Here is a 19,627-nt window from a genome sequence, read left to right on the forward strand (position 1 = left end):
GATCGCCTCGAATTAAAGAATGATGATAGAATAATCATACTATATTGTGAAAGTTGTAACAATCGATGTGCCTGCTGAATTCAGTTGGACCGCAATGTTAAACATACCTCTGGGCTGACAACACTTAGCTTAACCTCTCCTTCATAGAAAAAAACTTCACAGCCATTTCATCCGTGAAGTTTCATTCCTTTATTTACTTTTCATAACGCCTTTCAGAACAAATGCCACGTTAGCCGGTCGTTCAGCCAGACGTCTCATGAAATAGCCGTACCAGTCAGTACCATACGGGACGTAGACGCGCATTTTGTAGCCTTCCTTCACAAGTTCGTGCTGACGCTCTACACAGATGCCAAAGAGCATCTGGAATTCGAACTGATCACGCGGGATATTATGTTCTTCAGCAAGCTTCTTCGTATATTCAATGATCTTATCATCATGAGTGGCGATCGCCGTATAATTTCCATTCAGCATATGCATCTTGATGATTTTCTTAAAGTTTTCATCAACATCTTTTTTATCAGGAAATGCAACTTTAGGCGACTCTTTATATGCCCCTTTCACAAGACGCAGATTCGGGGAATACGCATTTAACTCTTCCATATCCTTTTCTGTTCTATAAAGATAAGCCTGAATAACCGTACCAATGTTGTCATATTCCGACTTTAGTGTTTTAAAAATTTCGAGCGTCTTTCCGCATCGTGAATAATCTTCCATATCGATGGTTACAAAGACGTCATGTTTCTTGGCTTCTTCAAGAATCATCCTCATGTTCTTTGTAACGACATCCTCTTTCAGATCAAGACCCATAGAAGTCATCTTGAGCGATAATTGAGATTGTAACTTCTCTCTGCCTATGGCACGCACGGCTTCTACACATTCAAGGGCCATTTCATTGGCTTCCTCTACGTTATCGACGAACTCACCCAAATAATCAATCGTTACCACAAGATTCTGTTTATTCAATTCACGAATGACTTCGACCGCTTGATCGATTGAAGACCCGGCTACAAATCTGGCTGCGCCAAAACGTAGGCCATATTTCTTAGCCAATTTTGTGATCGGCTTATTTTTAGAAAGGAATAAAAAGAAATTACGCATTGCTTGCTCCATGTTGCTACCTCCCTGAAAGAACATATATGTCATACTATGAAAACGTTTTCTCATTTGATAAAAAGAAAAGGCTTCGAGTAGTATTCTGTTTACCAACATTTTATCACCTATTAAACGTTTTGAATATACTTTTGTTACTTTCTTGGTAGAATATTATCGAATTTTGTAAGCGGTGTATAACCTGCATGAAAATAGGCAGAATAACCTTTGTTGAAGCCTTAAAATTGTTTTATCCTGGATAAAGCAATCAGGCATATATACCTATAATTCCAGCAACCATGAAGGAGGAATAAATTATGCAGCAACAGCCTCAACAAGGTAATCAGCAGCAAACATATACGCAGCCGCCACAAATGTTAACGACAAAGGATTCTCTATACTTGAATGACATGCTTGCATGGAACCTGACTGCCATGAAAAAGTGTCATTTTGCAGCTACTCAGTGCCAAGATCAGGAAATTAAAGCAGAACTCGATAAGTGCGGCCAAATGCATCAGCGTCATTATGAACAATTATTGGCGCACTTGAACACAACCAACCCGAATCAAGGCATGATGTAGAAAGGAGACGAACAATATGAACCAGCAAAATCAAAATCAGCAAAAAATCCAAAACCCGAAGACTCAAGTCCCGTCCACTCCGCAAATGAATGATCGCGACTTCATTACAGACGTCCTGTCGCATGAAAAATACATGACTGCTTCTTATTGCACAGCCCTAAATGAAGCAAGTCACCAAGCACTGTATCAAGACTTATTGACGATTTTCAATGAAACGCAGAACGCCCAGCGCGAGTTATATAATGAAATGTTCCGTAAAGGCTGGTACAAGCTTGAAGCTGAAGACAGCCAAAAAATCCAGCAGTCCTATCAGCAGCATCAGCAGTACTCCTCCCAGTTCCCATATGGGACAACTGCTGGCGGCGGACCGCTTCAATAGAATCAGATGGCGGTTCTCTTTTTTTGAGAACCGCTTTTTGAATTGGGGAAAAAGACTGTGGCGGGCTCGATTTACTATTGAAAATGGCTGGATTTAATCGGATTTGAAGTGAAATTGACTGTTTTTATAAAACACGGGCTGTCTTTACCCGCAGCATTCCGCGTTTGTGTAAAATACGTGCCATTTTTCCGGATATTCAAGCCACTTTTTAAAAATACAAGCCACTTTCCAAATTTACGATCCCCTTTTCAGAAATACAATCCACTTTCCCCGTTTTTCAAGCAACTTGTCGAATTTTCTTTATGTACTCCACACCCCTACATGGAACAACACTCCATCCCCAGCACCTGCCTCATTCCAAGGGGATTAACTCCACAAAAAAAAGCACCCATCCCCGGGTACTTTCAACACCTATCAGCCAAAAACCGGCTAGTCATCCTTCTTATTACGATTCAACTCTTCTCGGTGCGCTTCATTCAACTTTTTTATTTCAACGATGATATTCTTCATCTCTTCTTTTCCGTCCGGATGAAGTGAGTTCCAATGCTTTACGAGGGCAGGCATGTTTTTGGCAATGAACGTGTAGAGTGCATATTGGGTCACCATTTCTTTTTTCTCATCAGATGTCTCCCCGAGGAGGAGCTCGGTGTACTTATCCAGCAATGCGTCAAATTGTTCCGGAAATTCGCTCATGATTAGGACCTCCCGTTTAGTTAATGATCTTCTCTAGAAAACCATCCGCTTCACCTTACAAGTCTGTGGACAGCTCTTGCAGCGGAATTGTTCGCCATTCTCCAACCGATATGAAAAGCAGCATGTCTTGCGTACGCGGATTTTATCATCAAGACCTTCGACACGTACTTTTTCAGTATAATATCTGTTCAAAGGATTCTTATTATACGCTCCGAACCAGTGACTATTTTCATCACTTAACAATCGGGCAAAGTCGCGTTCTTTTTTAACCAGTATGTTTTCATCCGTGATAAGCTCATCGTTTTCATAAATCCAGAATAGATAGACAGCAATATTTTCCCACAGGATCAGATTGGAAAGCTTAACGGAGCGTTTCATGACTCCGATGAATGGATCAAGGTGTTCACTGAACAGAGAACGGATAAACTCTTCTTTTTCAGACCAGGATGTAAATTCTTGTACGCTCGTATCCTTCAAGCAGATTTGCGGCAGCCACAAACCCTTATCGTTCACGTGATCAACGAGCAAAAGATTATCTGGTGAAACGTTCAGTTTCTTGTTCCAAAAAGTCATAGCCAGCATCCCCAGTGCTGCGACAAACGCATAACGCTTCATAAAAAGGGACCCGGCTGTCTTCAGGTCATCCGCTCCCATCAAAGAGAATCGGTCTTCCAAATATCGGACCATTTCACCATCCTCTAAAAGCAGACTGGCCCCGGTTCCATCAGCATCCGACGGATCCCACTTTTGAAAGCGGTACTGATTCAACAGTGCCCATTGTTCATCCGATAATGAAGCAGGATTCATACCGGTTCACCTATCTGTTTAAGGATGCATCTGCCTTTTCCAAACGGGATGCAAAGCGGGGTGCCGAATAGCGGATCGCTCGTTACCTGACAATCCATATCAAAGACATTCTTCACCAATTCACAGCTGATGATCATTTCAGGTTTACCCTGTGCATAAATTTTCTGGTCACGGATGGCCACAATGTTATGAGCGTAGCGGCAGGCAAGATTCAAATCATGAAGCACCATGACAATCGTCCGGTCTTCCTTTTCGTTCAACTCAAACAATAAATCGAGAATCTCGATTTGATGAGTCATATCCAAATAGGTAGTAGGCTCATCCAATAGAATGATATCCGTATCCTGTGCAAGGGTGAGTGCGATCCAGGCACGCTGGCGCTGTCCGCCTGAAAGTTCATCGACTTTGCGGTGCTGAAGCTCTTCCATTTTGGTTGCCTTCAGTGCGTTCTGGACGATTTCTTCATCTTCATGCGACCATTGTTTCAGCCACGTCTGATGGGGATATCTCCCCTGCTTTACCAACTGCAGGACGGTCAGTCCTTCAGGAGCTGCAGGCGACTGGGGAAGAATGGCCATTTTACGCGCGACTTCTTTGGTGGATAACTTGGCAATGGCATCCCCTTCTAAAAGTACAGACCCCTGCTTCGGCTTCAATAACCGTGCTATGGAACGCAGAAGCGTGGATTTCCCGCATCCATTCCCACCGATGAATACGGTGATTTCTCCCTTTGGAATTTCAATATTCAGTTCATCGATGATCGTTCTTTCACCATAAGCAAGGGTCAAGTCTTTTGTTTGCAGCATGCTCATTTTGCGGCCAACTCCTTAAGAATTTCTCGTTTTAAATAGCAGATAAATAAAATATGGTGCACCGATCGCAGCGGTAAATACACCTGCAGGAACTTCTAGAGGAAGAAATAGCGTACGGCCGATCAAATCAGCGAGCATCACAAGGATGCCCCCGATGAAGGCAGAGGCCGGAAGCAGTGCGCCGTACGAAGACCCTACCATTCTCCGGGCCATATGTGGAGCCATCAAGCCGACAAAACCAATGCCGCCTGCAAAGGAAACGGCCCCGCCTACCAGTACCGTTGCCATCAGGAGAAGAAAGAATCGCTGCCGTTGAACGTTTCCTCCCACTCCCTTGGCGAGCTCCTCCCCAAGTTCCTGGATATTCAATTGGCGTGTGATAAAAAAGCTGATAAGTATGAACACGATACTCCATGGCAAGAGGATTCCTACATCCTGCCAATCAGATCCATTCACTGTCCCGGTAATCCAGATATTTGCCTGGCTCGCCCTGTAAATAGGGCCCATGATCATCAGAAGTGTAGTCACCGCCTGCGTCAAGGCCGATATCCCGATACCAATCAAGACAAGTCTGACAGGTGATACTCCTTTTTTCCATGCAAGAAAATAAACCAAAAATGCGACCACTGCAGCACCTATGAAGGCCGCCACAGGCATCCATTGAATACTGACCGGCAGCGTGCCGTCTTCATTGCTGAAAATCGTCAAAAATGCGACGACCGCCGCCCCTGCTCCCCCTGTTATTCCAATAATGTCCGGAGAAGCAAGCGGGTTTCTGATCATTCCCTGTAATATTCCGCCCGCCACCGCCAGGGCCATCCCTGCAAGGAGGGCAATGATGATACGGGGCAGCCGGAAAGATTTCACAACCAGCTGTTCCAGACTCGTGCCCCCTCCAAAAAAGACACTGACCACATTCCAAGGGGCAATCTTCATATCCCCTATTCCTGTACTGACTATCAACACAAGCAGCACTAAAAGCGCCATTATCATCACTTTTTTCATAGCAGACAAATCTATCAGAAAAGAAATTCGATCTTTAAACCATCGTTTTCCTATGAATCTATTCATTCTAGAACCCCTTCCTGGCCACATACACGAAGAATGGTGCGCCGATGACAGCGGTCATGACTCCCACCGGCACCTCTTGGGGCATGATGATGTAGCGTGCGGCAATATCGGCAGTGAGCAAAAGCACCGCGCCCAATAAGCCTGCATAAGGAATGAGCCACTTGTGATCGACACCTATAACCTTCCTGGCCAGATGGGGGATGACAATTCCGATGAACCCGATCGGTCCTGCAATCGCGACAGATCCTCCCGCGAGCAGAACGACAATCAATAGCGCAAGGAATTTGATCAGATTTGTTTTCAATCCCAATCCCTTGGCTACATCTTCACCCATAGCTAATATATTCATTTTACCGGCGAGTATGAGAGCCCCGATCCATCCTATGAGGATGTATGGGAAAACACCGGTCAAAATATCCAGGCTTCTGCCCTGTACAGATCCGGCGAGCCAGAACAGCACTTGTTCGAGCGCTGATTCATCGAGTACCAGCAATCCTTGAGTAAAGGAAGAAAACATGGCAGTGATCGCCGCCCCTGCAAGTGTCAGCTTCATCGGTGTCAGTCCATTATTACCGGCGGCACTGATCGCATACACCCCAAAGGCCGCAATCGCCGCTCCTGAAAAGGAAAGCCAGGTAAATGCCTGAAGGTCTGATACCCCGAACAATGTCACTGCCACTACCACCATGAATCCGCCGCCTGCATTGATTCCGAAAATCCCCGGTGAGGCGAGCGGATTTTTCGTCAGTGTCTGCATGAGCACACCCGATATGGCGAGTGATGCACCGACAACCGCAGCGATCAGCGCCCTCGGAAGCCTGATTGTCTGCAATACCAAATGTTCAGTCGACTGGTTAGGGTTGGTAAATGCTTCAATTGCCAGTTTCCAAGATGTATCTGTGTATCCATAGACGATGCTCATCCCGATACATACTAAAAGGAAAAAGGTCGTCCCTAAAAATAAAATGAATTGCTTTTGCGTTTTAATCATATGTTTACCTTTCAGGTCACTGTTTAAATTAAAATCTTATTACCTACTTCCTATTTTAGAGAAGATTGATATTGCCGTCAATGACTTTGAAAATCATTATCAATTAGTTGTTGACAATGAAAACCTTCTCAATTATCATAAGACTTGTGAATGATAATCATTATCAATCAATACTATATCAGGAGGAATTATACATATGAAATTAAGAAGCCTACTATCTTTACTGCTGATTGCTTCTCTTCTTTTACTTGCGGCTTGCGGAAACAAGGAAGAAGATAAAGATACTTCAGCAAGTAAAGATGATAAGAAAAAAGAAGAAACGTATACAGTAGAGCATGCAATGGGGACAACTGAAATTGAAGGAACACCTGAAAAGGTCGTCATCCTTACAAATGAAGGAACTGAAGCACTGCTTGAATTGGGTGTCACTCCTGCAGGTGCCGTTCAATCATGGACAGGTGATCCTTGGTACGATCACATCGCTGACGATATGAAAGATGTTGAAGTGGTCGGTACTGAAAGCGAATTGAACATCGAAGCGATTGCTAAGCTTCAGCCCGATCTTATCATCGGAACGAAACTTCGTCAGGAAGAGCAATACAACCAACTGAAAGAAATCGCTCCAACGGTTATGTCTGAAACACTTAAGGGTAACTGGAAAGAAAACTTCGAATTATATTCAAAAGCATTGAATAAAGAAGAAGAAGGAAAAAAAGTCATGGCTGAATACGATCAGCGCATCGAAGACATGAAAGGAAAATTAGGCGATAAGCTGAACCAGAAAGTATCAATGGTCCGCTTCCTTGCCGGTGACGTCCGTATCTACCATAAAGATTCGTTCTCAGGTGTCATTCTTGAGCAATTAGGATTTGCACGCCCAGAAGGCCAGGATGTAGATGACTTTGCTGAAAAAGGTGTAACGAAAGAACGAATCCCTGCAATGGATGGAGATGTCCTCTTCTACTTCACCTATGAAACTGGCGACGGTGAAGCAAACAAATTAGCAGAAGAGTGGATCAATGACCCTCTATTCAAGAATCTTGAAGCTGCCAAAGCAGGTAACGTACACGAAGTAAGCGACGCAATCTGGAACACCGCAGGCGGCGTCATCGCAGCCAACAAAATGCTTGATGATATCGAAAAATTCTTCTTGGAACAATAAATAAGACCTAAAAGATCAGGGATGATTCCCTGGTCTTTTTTATTTGCAGTTTACTAATTGTTGATGTGGTTAAATGAGTGTTTGAATACCCCGCACGACCACAAGGCTCTGTTGAATATTATTTAACTGGATGAGAAGAAAGATAAACACCCCTCCCCTGCTAAATCAAAAAAACTCTTTTGCCAGCACTCCTCAACTTTTCATAATTCTCCCTATTTCGGAAACACTACAGAATACACCAAAGTGAACATGAGGGATTCGTATGTTTTCAATCTTTAAAAATAAGAATTCAGATAAAACAAAAAAGAAACAGTCATATGAAAGTATTAAATCAGAAATCGAAAAATCGGCTGATTATAAACAGGCCTTTTACCAAAACCCCTTTACCGGAGTGAAGTTCAGCCTTCACTTCATCACCACGTTGATTGACGGGAAAATTCTTCAGGAAGATGTTCTTCCTTCCCTATTATCAAAGGATTTCCATGATTTTGACGATCTCAAAACCCTGGTGCCGATCGTTGATATTCAAGTCTCGAAAGATGAATCCCAAATTGAACAGAAGTTATTTAACGGATACACGATGTTAACGATGGATGCCTCGAATCGTAAGTTCGCATTCATCGCAACCAAGAATGAAATGGGACGGAAGGTGTCGCAGCCGGAAGTGGAGTTCAGTGTCGTCGGGCCTAAAGAGGCATTCGTTGAATCTATGAGCGATAATTTAAACCTCTTGCGAAAACGCATCCCCATCAAGGAACTTACTGTAGAAGAATTTAATATCGGTTCCATTACCCATACAAGGGTCGCCCTCCTTTACTTGGATGGTCTGACAGATGAAGCAAATGTGAATACAATGCGGCAGCGCCTGCAAAACGTCAACTTTGATCAGGTCATGGACTCCTCATTCATTGAGCAGCTGATTGCCGATAACAGCTTATCTCCATTTCCCCAGCTGCTGGATTCCGAGCGGCCAGACCGGGTGGCTTCAGTATTGGTTGAGGGAAAGGTTGCCGTATTGGTGGATGGTTCGCCTCATGCGCTGATTGGTCCGACAACACTGGTTGAATTCTTCAATGCATACGAGGATTACTTCCTTAATTTCCTTGTGGCTTCTTTTTTCAGGTTGGTACGGGTATTCGCCGTTGCGTTCTCCATCCTGATCACTCCCATCTATGTGGCGGCCCTCACCTATCATTATGAACTGATTCCTAAGGACCTGATGGCCACACTCGTCACGTCCCGGCAGGAGATCCCTCTTCCGCCTATTCTGGAAGCATTGTTTCTTGAATTGACGATTGAGCTTCTGCGCGAGGCCGGGGCAAGGCTTCCGACAAAGGTTGGTCAGACAATCGGTATCGTTGGCGGTATCGTAATCGGGACCGCTTCGGTTGAAGCCGGGCTGACGAGTAATGTATTGCTTATCCTCGTTGCCCTTGCAGCCCTGGCTTCGTTTACGACGCCCGTCTACAGAATGGGTAACACAATCCGGATCCTGCGTTTTCCATTTTTGCTATTCGCACAACTTTGGGGGCTGCTTGGAATCGTTTTTTGTTTCTGTTTCCTTATGGGGCATCTTTTATATCTCACGTCATTGGGACGGCCATTCCTGTCCCCTTTATATCCGCCGCGCCTGAGGGATTTGAAAGATGCACTCATTCGTTTTCCATTTAATAAGCAAGCAGACCGCCCTCAATACCTTCGGACGAATAAAAAGGATCGATTCAAATTTCAAGAAGGGAAGAAAAAGCTTGATATTGATGAATGAATAGAGGTGAAATGATGCAAGCCATTCCTGAAAGAAGAAAAATCAGCCCATTTTTAGTTTTCTTTCTCATCCACTCCATCCAAGTTGGTGGAGGCGTATTAGGATTTCAACGAGTAATCGCCAAGAATGCCGGTTACGATGGGTGGATTTCCGTTATCATTGCCGGCATTTTCACACACATTTTGGTATTCATAATGTATGTACTCTTGGATAAAAGCGGAGGAGATCTTGTATCAGCTCACACTCTTGCATTCGGGAAGTGGATAGGAAAAATATTCGACACCGTTTTTGTCATATACTTCAGTCTGCTGGTGATCACCATTTTAAGAACCTACATCGAGGTACTTCAAGTATGGATGTACCCAAGGTTAAGTACATTCATCTTTGCACTATCTTTTTTCATTCTCTGCTATTATTTTGTCAGGGGGGGAGTCCGGATCATTGCGGGAACGGCTTTTTTCGGCACATTATTACCCAGCTACCTGCTGCTTACGTTTGCTTTTACCTTTCCGTTCTCTGATTACAGAAATATCTTGCCTGTCTTCGACCATTCGTTGAAAGACATTTTAATCTCAACGAAGAATATGTCTCTCACTTACTTAGGCTATGAAGCAATATTGCTGCTCTATCCTTTTATTAAAAATGCGAAGAAATCACAGAAATATGCTCACTGGGGGTTATTTACCACCACTGCCGTCTATACACTCATCGCCCTCATTTCGTTTGCCTTTTTCAGTGAGAAGCAGCTGGAAAAAACCGTATGGGCTACTCTGTCCATGTGGAAAATCGTAGAGATGCCTTTTGTAGAGCGTTTTGAATATATCGGGATAGCCAATTGGTGTCTTGTCATTCTTCCAAACGTATGTATCACCCTATGGTGTGCAAGCAGGATTTTAAAGCGGATGACCCCGCTCAAACACCGGCATTCCTTGGTAATCATCATACTGATATGTTTGAGTACCCTTACTTTGTTCACTACCAGAACACAAGTAAACTTCCTTAATGATATCGCTGGACAAATCGGCTTCTATATCAATTTCATTTATATTCCGATTCTTTTAGTACTCGTCATTCTTATGAAGAAGGTGAGAAAAAAATCATGAAAAAGGTTCTAGTATGTGGAATAGCCATGGTACTTTCCTTTTTGTCGTCAGGATGTGTAGAAAGAGAGATTCTCGATGACTTATATATTGAAACAGGGAAAGGGTATGACTTGGTGGAAGACAATACAATACGTGGAACTGCCATGTTTCCAGTTTATAAGCCCGATAAATCAATTGAGAATATGACGCTTTCCGCTGAAGCAACTTCCACCCGGGAAGTATTGGAAACCCTGGCAAGAATGTCCCAGCAGCCCCTGGTCAGAGGGGGGCTGGATGCGGTTGTCATCGGGGAAGAACTTGCAAAAAAGGGGGTAATCGATATTGCCGATTCCCTGCAGAGAGATCCCAGCATCGGAGCAAGGGTATATATGATGGTCAGCAAAGGCGACGCCAGGGAAATTCTTCAAGGACAGTATGGCATCAGAGGAAACGGAATGTATATCTCCAATTTACTTAAGCAGAACATAAAAAGACGGGAACTGCCTGAAACGAACCTGCACATGTTCCTTTTTGATTATTATCAATTAGGTCAGACTCCCTACCTCCCGATTATTCGAAAAATTTCAGATAATACGCTGAAAGTCGATGGAATTGCCCTATTCCATAAAGATAAAATGGTCGATACCATCCCCGCTGAGGATATGTTCTTCTTTAAGATCCTGGTGGATAAGATCTCGGAAGGCAGTCACGTTGTACGTCTTGATCAGGAGCAAAAAAGAGACGGCCAAAAAGTTGAAGCCTCCATAACAAGTCTTAAAGCGAAACACAAGATAAAAGTTACGTACAAAAAGAATCCGGTCAAGGTTACAATAAAAATAAAAATAAAAGGAATCATCAAAGAATACACAGGTGAAAGGTTGACCCCCAAAAAAATCACCGATATTGAAAAAACCATGGAGAAAGATATTGAAGACAAAGCAATGCAAATGCTTACTAAATTTCAGAAGATCGGAGTCGACCCGATCGGAATCGGTCAGATCCAAAAACATGGTGTAAGAGGATTTGACATTAAAGAGTGGGAAAGCAAGCTCTATCCCAATGTGCAATTTAATGTAGAACCAGACGTAAAGATCGTGGAAGGCGGTACGGTGGAGTAAAGAATTGGATTAATCAAGGCTCTTGAATCGGAACTCTTAAGCAGCTTCAGAGTTTAAGAAATCCTTTAAATAAAGCAAAGCCCGGCTGACACACGTACAGGTCAGCCGGGCTTCTCTTCTCTTTTATCGATTATTGATCTTCATCTATTTCCCTGCCATGACCTGGAGGAAAACTAACTTTCCAAGTAAACAGACTTTTTCTCCTCGGCACTTTTTTTGCAGGCCTCAATGATGCGTATGACATCAAGTGCTTCTTCCGGGGGCACCGGAGAACTTTGGTTGTTCCTTATGGCTTGATGGATCCCCCGGTAATATTGAGTATAATCACCTTTTTCAGACGGAAGCTTAATGGTGTTCACCTTCTCACCTTCCACCAGGGTTAAGGTTCCCCAGTTCTCTTTATCTTCTTTCCCCCACGACTTGGAATAAGGATCCAGACCTTCTTTTAGATCGGCTTCCTGACGATCCATGCCGTACTTCACAAAGCTTCCCTTCCGGCCATGAACCTGGTAGCGCGGACCCGGATCCAATACAATCGAGCGGGAATAGAGACCGATCCGCGTGTTTTCATATCCTAACGTGATTTGAAAATAATCCTCTGCTTTTTCAGGATCACGCTGGGAGAAGACATCCGCAAACACCCATTTGGGCTTTCCGAAAAGATACAATGCCTGGTCGATCAAGTGTGCACCAAGATCATATAATACTCCTCCGCCGTCGATTTTGTTTTCCTTCCAGCGGTCCTTTACTGCCGGACGGTAACGGTCAAAGTGCGCTTCATATGTAGTGACTTCACCAAGCTGCTTGCTTTCCATCAGCTTCCGGATCGTCAGGAAGTCGGCATCCCAGCGGCGGTTATGGAATACAGAAAGGAGAAGGCTTTTTTCTTCTGCCAGTTGTATCAGCTCTTCGCCCTCCTTGCTCTTTGTGACGAATGGTTTTTCCACGACTACATGTTTCCCTGCTGCAAGTGACTGCTTGATCATGTCATAATGCAGATGGTTCGGTGTCGTGATGACGACAAGTTCAATGTCTTCCTGAAGCAGTTCATCCAATGTCGGCACCACGCTGACGCCTGCTAAGTCTTCCTGAACTTTTTCCTTATTTGAAGACATAACCGTATGTATTTGATAGTCGTTGGAATGCTGCAGTAACGGGCGATGAAAGCTTTGTCCCGAGAATCCGTATCCTGCTAATCCCACATTGATCGGTTTCATGTTATCACCTGTTTCCCTTAGAATGTATCCCTATACTATCATGTTCTTCCGAGACCAGGAAATTCTTTGCTGCTGGAATATGAAACCTTGCAGTTTACGTAAGATTCACATGTGGTTAAAATAAAAGGGAAAGGGGGTATCCACATGCAATCGATCAAAAATAAAGAAACGTTCGAAGAAGTGATTTCTTCAGAACAGCCCGTAGTCGTAAAATTCCATGCCGACTGGTGTCCGGACTGCCGCCGCATGGATATGTTTCTCGATGAAATCATGGAACAATACAATCAATATAAATGGTATGACATCAACAAGGATGAACTTCCGGAAATCGCAGAAAAATATGATGTTATGGGAATTCCAAGCCTGCTCGTCTGGAAAAACGGCGAAAAAACCGCCCATTTGCACAGCGCAAATGCCAAAACACCGGACCAGGTGACAGATTTCATGGAAACAATTTAACCAAATACAAAGGCCCGTCCCTCAATGCTTTAAATCATCACAGAGGAACGGGCCTTTGTATTGGACTATTCATGGATATTTCCATCCTTGTCGACAAAGATGGTTTTGACGATTGTCCGTTCATATTCATTCCCGCGCTGGGTGGTTCCTTTTATATCTATCGTAATATTGTGGAGACCTTCTCCGTATTGTGCTAAATAGTCTGGACTGAGACTGGCTAGATCTTCGATGGATTTCTCACTGTCCTGTTTTGTAACCGGAAAGTGAGTCAGATGAGTATGATGAATGAGATTTGGTGTACTGGCCATATTCATTCCTTCATTCTCCACATCAATCTCTGAGCCGCTGAAGATGTCGTCCACTTGTGGATTCACTCCGTTTGAAAACATCACGTTCAACAAGTAAGTATCAGGTTGATCGTTCCGGCTTTCGAGCACCCATTTACCGTAAGATGGTTTATCGACCATCAGAGAATGATGAAAAGCATTTGGAAAGAACCCTGTCTCATCCCCTGTTGTCACAAAGCTTGTATAGGTCCTGCCTCCAGGACCTTTCAGTAGTAGAGATGCCTCCCTGAAAGAGCTGACCCAATCGACCGTGATTTTATCCACTCCATCTTCCACTAAAAAACGTTCTCTGAGGACGCCTGTGTACCTTCCTCCCTTGTGCAGCACCGAGGTTTGAACCTCCTCTTCATCCGAAACCTGGAGAGCTGATACAGGGATTTCATCGACTTCTTCCATTACCAGTTTTTCTACATAAGGAAATATTTCTTCTCCTTGCTTAATCGTTTTATGGGTCCAGTCATCAACCATCACCTCCTGTCCGTAAGGAAGCCGCGAGCTTTTCACCGTCACCGCTCCGTCACTTGCACCAAACCTGCTCAGATACAGGCCACCCCAAAACAATTCGGAACCCATGCTGCCCCACCCCGTACCTCCGAAAGTATAAAAACGCGTCGCCTGCCGGTCAGCGGCGGCATCCGTACGATTACGGTAGGCCTTCATATATCCAGTCTGAAGGGAGAATACTGCGTCACTCCTGTTGCCCAGGGTTTCCGTCAGCCAATCCGCCCATCTGCTGTATGCAAGATCTGCAAGCTCAGACCCATGATGAGGGGTTGAAAGGGTAATCACTCGTTTAACATAACGGGATGCTCCATGATAAACGATTGCCGTCTGGGCATCGATTCCACCCTTGCTGTGAGCGACGATGACCACCTTTTTCTTGAAGTGCCCGGATATCTCTCCAAGCTTTCCAGCAAGCAGCAAGCCGTTTGTCCACATGTCATCAGTGCCGGACAAAGTGATAAACGCTGTTTCAAACCCACGGGAACGGGCTGCTTCACCGATGCCATTTCCGTCGATCGACCATGTTTCAGAAGTGGTATTGATTCCATGGATGAAAAGAATCGGATAGCTGCCTTCTTTTATTCTCTCTGGCTTCTCCCCGGAATACCAGCTTCCATGGACGGCTCCTTTTTGTTGGTGAGACGGGAATAACGCTGATTTTTCGTTCACAGCTTGGCACCTCCTTTTTCTTTCTTCATTCTCTCTTCATCACGTAAAATCCTTTTTTCACTTGTTTAATAGGAATGATTGCTCATGGGTTACCCCCTGAAGCAATAAAGAAGCCTGACTCTCGGCAATCGAGAACCAGGCTTTTTACACTTACTCAGCTATAATAAATGGAGGAACGGGATCAAGAAAGGCGTTCCAGTCCATCCTCATTTCATCATCGGTCAACAAACACTGATCCAAGGAGCTCTCAATTACCTCACGATCCATTTCCAGTCCAATCAAGACGATTTCACTCATCCGGTCACCATAGATTGGATCCCATTTGTCCGCTAATTCTTTTTCTTCCTTTAAAATATCCTGGATTTCCTCTTCCGGATATTCAGCCATCCACTTACCTGCACCTTGAATGGTGATGGAAGGGCCTGCCTGGGAAAGAAGCCCGGTCATGTCATTGCGGCTTGCCAGCCAAAAGAACCCTTTTGCCCTCACCACATCAACCGGCCACTCTTCCATCCATTTCATGAAACGCACTGGATGAAACGGCCTCTTTCTACGATATACAAAAGAAGATATCCCATACTCTTCCGTTTCTGGAGTATGTTCTTCCTGAAGTTCTTTTATCCATCCGGCACTTTGACTTGCCGATTCAAATTCGAATAAACCTGTATTCAGGACTTGGTCGAGCTCGACCCTGGAATGAGAAGACTCTACCACTCTTGCGCCTGGATTAAGTTTTTGGAGAACCGCCTTTAATTCATGTACATCTTTCGTTTCTACCAAATCAATTTTATTCAGCAGAATGACATTGGCAAATTCAATCTGGTCAATCAGAAGATCCACCACTTCACGCTGATCGTGTTCATCTGTTGCCTGCAGGCGGTCCAGCAACGTCTCACCGCTTGCAAAGTCATGCCAAAAGCGGTTTGCATCCACTACTGTCACCATAGTATCCAACCTCGTTTTTCCGGTTAGATCCACCCCTGTCCCCTCATCGGAGTAAGTGAAGGTCTGTGCTACGGGGATCGGTTCAGAAATTCCAGTCGATTCAATTACAATATAATCAATATCCCCCTGTTCCACCAATCTATTTACTTCTAATAATAAATCTTCTCGAAGCGTGCAGCATATACAACCATTCTGCAGCTCGACCAATTTTTCCTCGGTACGGGAAAATCCGGCGCCTTTTACAAGTGAAGCATCGATATTCACTTCGCTCATATCATTTACAATGACGGCAATCTTCTTTCCCTCTCTATTTTGTATTATATGATTCAATAAAGTGGTTTTCCCTGATCCTAAATAACCGCTTAATACTGTTACTGGCACTTTCATTTAAACAATCTCCTTTTCATATACTTTCTGTTATACGTTCCGCTGCCTTTCTGGCTCCAGAGATATTTCGGGCAGAAGGACCTATTTCAAGTTCAGCAAGAGGTCCCGAGACAAATAAATGTTCACACCACTCGAGACTCTCACTCACAACCGGAAAACCGCAATGTGCACAAGTCAGATTTTCTTGTTGAATGAGATTCTTCATCCATTCTACCTTCATGGGATTTGAAGAAAATCCAGTGGCGAAAAGAACTGTTTGTACGTTAATCTCTTTTTTCTTATTAAACTTTAATCTAAACCCAGAGGAACTTTTATGCCATGTAAGTACCTCGTCCTGAATAAAGGTAAAGGCCTGTTCTTTTTGCAGCCACTTTAGCCGATTCACTAATTCTCGGGGCAGCGACCCCTTGTGCCTTGCGTTTTGTATGGCCTCTCTTCTTTCTATTAATGATGTCAGCTTTTGATAGGCATTCATATATTTGGGGCCGAGCCAGCCCGGATCACTATCGAAGTCATGCACTCTGTATGGATGACGCGAGATTTGATATATTTCACCTTTGAACTTTTTACTGAGTTTCACGATGAGATGAGCTGACGATATTCCCCCGCCAATGACCGCTATAGGCGGCTTCAGTGGAGGTATATTATTTTGAAACACATGACCTGCTTGTTCGGGATTTTCTTTTACAAGCTCTTGCGCCCAATCAGGATAAGAAAGGGTTTCGTTCATGCCCGTTGCAATGATTAAATTTTTCCCGTTAATCGTTTGACCCGAATCCAACTGAACCTCCCACGCGAAATCGTTTCTTCTCACATTCTGTACAGATCCCTGCTTCCACGCCTTGCGGATTTCAATTTCATCTAGGACAGACTCGCTGTGATCATTGAATAAACTCAGTGCAGGGCGCTTATAGTATCCATAAAAGGAGTTATTGTCCTTTTCTTTGAAAGATTGCAGACTGAATGGATTCAGGTCAAGATGATGAACTGAAGGAGAGCGCAAATAGGGCATCTCAATTCTTTGCGTCAGCATCTTCCATTTTGCTAATGGCTCAGGGTGTGGATCTATAATGCATAGTTGATCGATCGGCATCTTTTTCTTTTTGACTAAATAATTTGCGACGGTGCATCCATGAATACCCCCGCCCGCGATGACACATTCAAACATTATCCAGCCTCCTTACACTCAATAAATCGAAATGATTACGATTTAACTTTTAAAATTAAACCCCGGTCCATCTTATCTGGTTGGACAGGGGTTTTTTACTATTCAATTTTAATATAAAATTCCTCTACATAAGGATTCTCCGGGGGATCTACCACTTCGAACACAGGGTTCTTGATGACCGGCATCTGCATCCCATTGAAATCTGTCTTATCGATGATGCCGCTGACATTGATCCATGTATCAGGCTCCAGTTTACCGAGATCCCCATCTCTAGCAAGGATTCCATATACGGAAGCATCCGCTACACAGCATGTAACAGTGAAGCGAGAAATGACCAATTCATCTTCTGCAAACCCTTCATCCTTATACACAAAGCCTGTCAATTGAATTTCTTTGCCAACATATTCATCCAGGCTTTCATCTACAACACTTAGCGTTTGGATATACTGCTCATCCCGGACAATGATTTTATCTTGTTTACCCATAAGTTCTTTAAGCTTATCAAAGTCTTTTTCTATCGGGAACTCTTCGTATGATCCAAGTGTCGGTTGATTCGTATGCTGTTGTGTTTCCTTGTTTTCTTCATTGCTTACATCAGGCCCTTTTTCTGCTTGAGGAGCGGTAGTGAATAAACTATTCCCTACCTTTATTCCCCTTTTAGCTGCAACCGAACTGTCCAGAAGGTTATCAGGCATCAGGAAACCGAGAACAACCGGAATAACGAAAAGCGAGTAGACAATTGTCGAACGCAGGAACCCTTTAGGGAGCTCATGCCCTTCACAGTCACAATGATGCGCTTTCCCTTTCCAAGAGGTTCCCCGAATGATCTGGATTACACCAAGCACAAGGAAGACGCCCAGCGAGAAATACATATAGATATGCATCTTTGGTGCAACGAAATTTTGCATATTGAACGTCAGGAAAAGCTTCAATACCAAGAGCGCGTAACCGATTAAGATAATGCCCCTTATGTATGTGTGAAATTGTTCCGATGATTTCAAATGATCTCCTCCTTTACACCAGCATTCCAAAAATAAATGTACAGATATACACAGCGATCGTGACAATCGCTATAAATGTAAGAACGAACCTTTTATTGAAATAAGCAAGCATCAATAGTGTGTTTTTAAAGTCAATCATAGGTCCATAAACCAGGAATGCCAGGAGTGATGAGGTTGTAAAGAGACTGCCGAATGATGAAGCTACAAACGCATCCGCTTCTGAGCAAAGTGAAACGATGTATGCGAATGCCATCATAACAGCAGGTCCAGCGACAGCGTCGGAACCGATCCCCACCAATAGTTCGCGATCCAGGTATGTTTGGAATACAGCGGCCACAAATGCACCGATGACAAGATACTTCCCCATATCAAAGAATTCGTCACTTGCATGTACGATGGTTTGCATGATCTTCCCATGGCTGGCGTGATGGTGCTCATGGTGGTGAGTATGCTTCTCCTTAATCAATGGGTTTCGTTTACCAAAGAGCTTGTACACGAATGCACCGATCAAAATCGCCGCGATGAATCCGAGAATCATTCTTCCCCATACTACCGTCATATTGTTTTGAAAAGCATAATAGGTCGATGCGAGCACGATCGGGTTCAATATGGGTGCGGTCACCATGACAACAATGGCAAGATGAGCCGGGACCCCTTTCTTGATCAGCCTTCTCGCAACCGGAACGATTGCACACTCACAGACAGGAAGCAATGCCCCCACCATAGCTGCAGGAAAAAGGGCAAGATAAGGATACCGCTTGGGAATCCATTTTCTCAACATGTTTTCTGATACAAATACCTGTATCACAGCTGAAGCAAAAACACCTATTAATATAAAAGGAATGGCTTCTAACAAAATACTCAGGAAGATTGTCGTGACGTTCACAACCGAAGAAGACATCACTTCATCCGGGATTGAAATCAAGTCACCCGCGAGGAACAGAGCGATGATCCCCAGAAACAGTAATATACCCAGCGTATCTTGACCAAGGCTTCTTAAAGAATTCATGTCGTTATCCTCTCTTGTTAATAATCAAATCGTAATAATTACGTTTTACATTATAACCTATGCTTGGACAAAAAAACTATGATTATTTTTACCTTTTTTAATTCTTCTTGGCTTTCTCATTTTTCTCTAAGGCTGCAAAATGAATAACTTCCACTTTTTTTTCTAAAACTAAACAGAAAATAAAAGGAGGAATGCCCAGTGACAAAAAAATTCAACAAAGGAAGCAGCAATCAAAACTCCCCTAAACGAGGGACAACAGAATTTGCTTCTGAACTGACAAGCGGCGATAACAGTAAAGGCAACAAACATAATAAAGATCAAAAGAATAAGACAGATTGATCAATAGGCTGCCTGTAATGGGCGGCTTTTTA

20 protein-coding genes are annotated in these 19,627 nt (G+C 43.8%); 8 read left to right on the forward strand and 12 right to left on the reverse strand.

What is annotated here, in order from left to right:
• Nucleotides 1–189: 189 nt before the first annotated feature.
• Nucleotides 190–1,110, reverse strand: coding sequence for a proline dehydrogenase (locus tag AAEO50_RS09320; RefSeq protein WP_341982816.1), 921 nt, complete (start codon nt 1,108–1,110; stop codon nt 190–192).
• Between the two features lie 296 nt (nt 1,111–1,406).
• Here AAEO50_RS09320 and AAEO50_RS09325 point away from each other — a divergent pair, with 296 nt between their 5' ends.
• Both AAEO50_RS09325 and AAEO50_RS09330 read left to right on the forward strand, forming a co-directional pair.
• Entirely contained in the window at nt 1,407–1,670 is a 264-nt protein-coding gene (locus tag AAEO50_RS09325; protein ID WP_341982818.1) for a hypothetical protein, read from the forward strand.
• A 16-nt stretch (nt 1,671–1,686) separates the two neighbouring features.
• Nucleotides 1,687–2,049: a spore coat protein gene (locus tag AAEO50_RS09330; RefSeq protein WP_341982820.1), complete on the forward strand. Its 363-nt coding sequence runs from the start codon at nt 1,687–1,689 to the stop codon at nt 2,047–2,049.
• 429 nt (nt 2,050–2,478) lie between these two features.
• Here AAEO50_RS09330 and AAEO50_RS09335 read toward each other — a convergent pair whose 3' ends face one another.
• Genes AAEO50_RS09335 through AAEO50_RS09355 form a run of 5 tightly spaced genes read right to left on the reverse strand, consistent with a single transcriptional unit; the run spans nt 2,479 to nt 6,423 of the window.
• Nucleotides 2,479–2,742, reverse strand: a complete 264-nt coding sequence (locus AAEO50_RS09335) for a DUF2573 family protein (protein ID WP_341982822.1) — start codon at nt 2,740–2,742, stop codon at nt 2,479–2,481.
• Between the two features lie 33 nt (nt 2,743–2,775).
• Nucleotides 2,776–3,549, reverse strand: coding sequence for an IucA/IucC family C-terminal-domain containing protein (locus tag AAEO50_RS09340; RefSeq protein ID WP_341982824.1), 774 nt, complete (start codon nt 3,547–3,549; stop codon nt 2,776–2,778).
• Nucleotides 3,546–4,361 (reverse strand): ABC transporter ATP-binding protein, encoded by an 816-nt coding sequence (locus tag AAEO50_RS09345; RefSeq protein WP_341982826.1) that lies wholly within the window; start codon nt 4,359–4,361, stop codon nt 3,546–3,548. The genes AAEO50_RS09340 and AAEO50_RS09345 overlap by 4 nt, the downstream gene beginning before the upstream one ends.
• Before the next feature lie 15 nt (nt 4,362–4,376).
• Nucleotides 4,377–5,432 (reverse strand): iron ABC transporter permease, encoded by a 1,056-nt coding sequence (locus tag AAEO50_RS09350; RefSeq protein WP_341982828.1) that lies wholly within the window; start codon nt 5,430–5,432, stop codon nt 4,377–4,379.
• A 1-nt stretch (nt 5,433) separates the two neighbouring features.
• Entirely contained in the window at nt 5,434–6,423 is a 990-nt protein-coding gene (locus AAEO50_RS09355; protein WP_341982830.1) for an iron ABC transporter permease, read from the reverse strand.
• Between the two features lie 196 nt (nt 6,424–6,619).
• On the opposite strand from AAEO50_RS09355, the gene AAEO50_RS09360 reads away from it, so the two are divergent.
• The 4 genes from AAEO50_RS09360 (at nt 6,620) to AAEO50_RS09375 (ending at nt 11,550) form a co-directional block, all read left to right on the forward strand.
• Nucleotides 6,620–7,585 (forward strand): iron-siderophore ABC transporter substrate-binding protein, encoded by a 966-nt coding sequence (locus AAEO50_RS09360; protein WP_341982832.1) that lies wholly within the window; start codon nt 6,620–6,622, stop codon nt 7,583–7,585.
• 262 nt (nt 7,586–7,847) lie between these two features.
• A complete protein-coding gene (locus AAEO50_RS09365; protein ID WP_341982834.1) occupies nt 7,848–9,350 on the forward strand; it encodes a spore germination protein in 1,503 nt (500 codons plus the stop codon).
• On the forward strand, nt 9,347–10,453 hold the full coding sequence (locus AAEO50_RS09370) for a GerAB/ArcD/ProY family transporter (protein WP_341982836.1): 1,107 nt from the start codon (nt 9,347–9,349) through the stop codon (nt 10,451–10,453). Before AAEO50_RS09365 ends, AAEO50_RS09370 begins: the two co-directional genes overlap by 4 nt.
• Nucleotides 10,450–11,550, forward strand: a complete 1,101-nt coding sequence (locus AAEO50_RS09375; protein ID WP_341982838.1) for a Ger(x)C family spore germination protein — start codon at nt 10,450–10,452, stop codon at nt 11,548–11,550. Before AAEO50_RS09370 ends, AAEO50_RS09375 begins: the two co-directional genes overlap by 4 nt.
• Nucleotides 11,551–11,723: 173 nt before the next feature.
• Here the strand turns inward: AAEO50_RS09375 and AAEO50_RS09380 are convergent, their stop codons facing one another.
• Nucleotides 11,724–12,767 (reverse strand): oxidoreductase, encoded by a 1,044-nt coding sequence (locus AAEO50_RS09380; protein ID WP_341982840.1) that lies wholly within the window; start codon nt 12,765–12,767, stop codon nt 11,724–11,726.
• Nucleotides 12,768–12,911: 144 nt separating this feature from the next.
• Here AAEO50_RS09380 and AAEO50_RS09385 point away from each other — a divergent pair, with 144 nt between their 5' ends.
• Nucleotides 12,912–13,226, forward strand: coding sequence for a thioredoxin family protein (locus tag AAEO50_RS09385; protein ID WP_341982841.1), 315 nt, complete (start codon nt 12,912–12,914; stop codon nt 13,224–13,226).
• Nucleotides 13,227–13,291: 65 nt separating this feature from the next.
• Here the strand turns inward: AAEO50_RS09385 and AAEO50_RS09390 are convergent, their stop codons facing one another.
• The 5 genes from AAEO50_RS09390 to AAEO50_RS09410 all read right to left on the reverse strand — a co-directional run bounded on the left by AAEO50_RS09390 (nt 13,292) and on the right by AAEO50_RS09410 (nt 19,256).
• Nucleotides 13,292–14,746 (reverse strand): hypothetical protein, encoded by a 1,455-nt coding sequence (locus AAEO50_RS09390; protein ID WP_341982842.1) that lies wholly within the window; start codon nt 14,744–14,746, stop codon nt 13,292–13,294.
• Nucleotides 14,747–14,896: 150 nt separating this feature from the next.
• Nucleotides 14,897–16,078, reverse strand: coding sequence for a GTP-binding protein (locus tag AAEO50_RS09395; RefSeq protein WP_341982844.1), 1,182 nt, complete (start codon nt 16,076–16,078; stop codon nt 14,897–14,899).
• A 16-nt stretch (nt 16,079–16,094) separates the two neighbouring features.
• Nucleotides 16,095–17,246: an FAD/NAD(P)-binding oxidoreductase gene (locus AAEO50_RS09400; protein WP_341982846.1), complete on the reverse strand. Its 1,152-nt coding sequence runs from the start codon at nt 17,244–17,246 to the stop codon at nt 16,095–16,097.
• A 98-nt stretch (nt 17,247–17,344) separates the two neighbouring features.
• Nucleotides 17,345–18,247, reverse strand: coding sequence for a TIGR03943 family putative permease subunit (locus tag AAEO50_RS09405; protein WP_341982848.1), 903 nt, complete (start codon nt 18,245–18,247; stop codon nt 17,345–17,347).
• Between the two features lie 13 nt (nt 18,248–18,260).
• Nucleotides 18,261–19,256: a permease gene (locus AAEO50_RS09410; protein ID WP_341982850.1), complete on the reverse strand. Its 996-nt coding sequence runs from the start codon at nt 19,254–19,256 to the stop codon at nt 18,261–18,263.
• 198 nt (nt 19,257–19,454) lie between these two features.
• On the opposite strand from AAEO50_RS09410, the gene AAEO50_RS09415 reads away from it, so the two are divergent.
• Nucleotides 19,455–19,595 carry a hypothetical protein gene (locus tag AAEO50_RS09415; RefSeq protein ID WP_341982852.1) on the forward strand — a complete coding sequence of 47 codons (141 nt, stop codon included), beginning with the start codon at nt 19,455–19,457 and terminating at the stop codon, nt 19,593–19,595.
• Nucleotides 19,596–19,627 lie beyond the last annotated feature (32 nt).

This window comes from Rossellomorea oryzaecorticis, from assembly GCF_038405515.1.
Lineage (GTDB): Bacteria > Bacillota > Bacilli > Bacillales > Bacillaceae_B > Rossellomorea > Rossellomorea oryzaecorticis_A.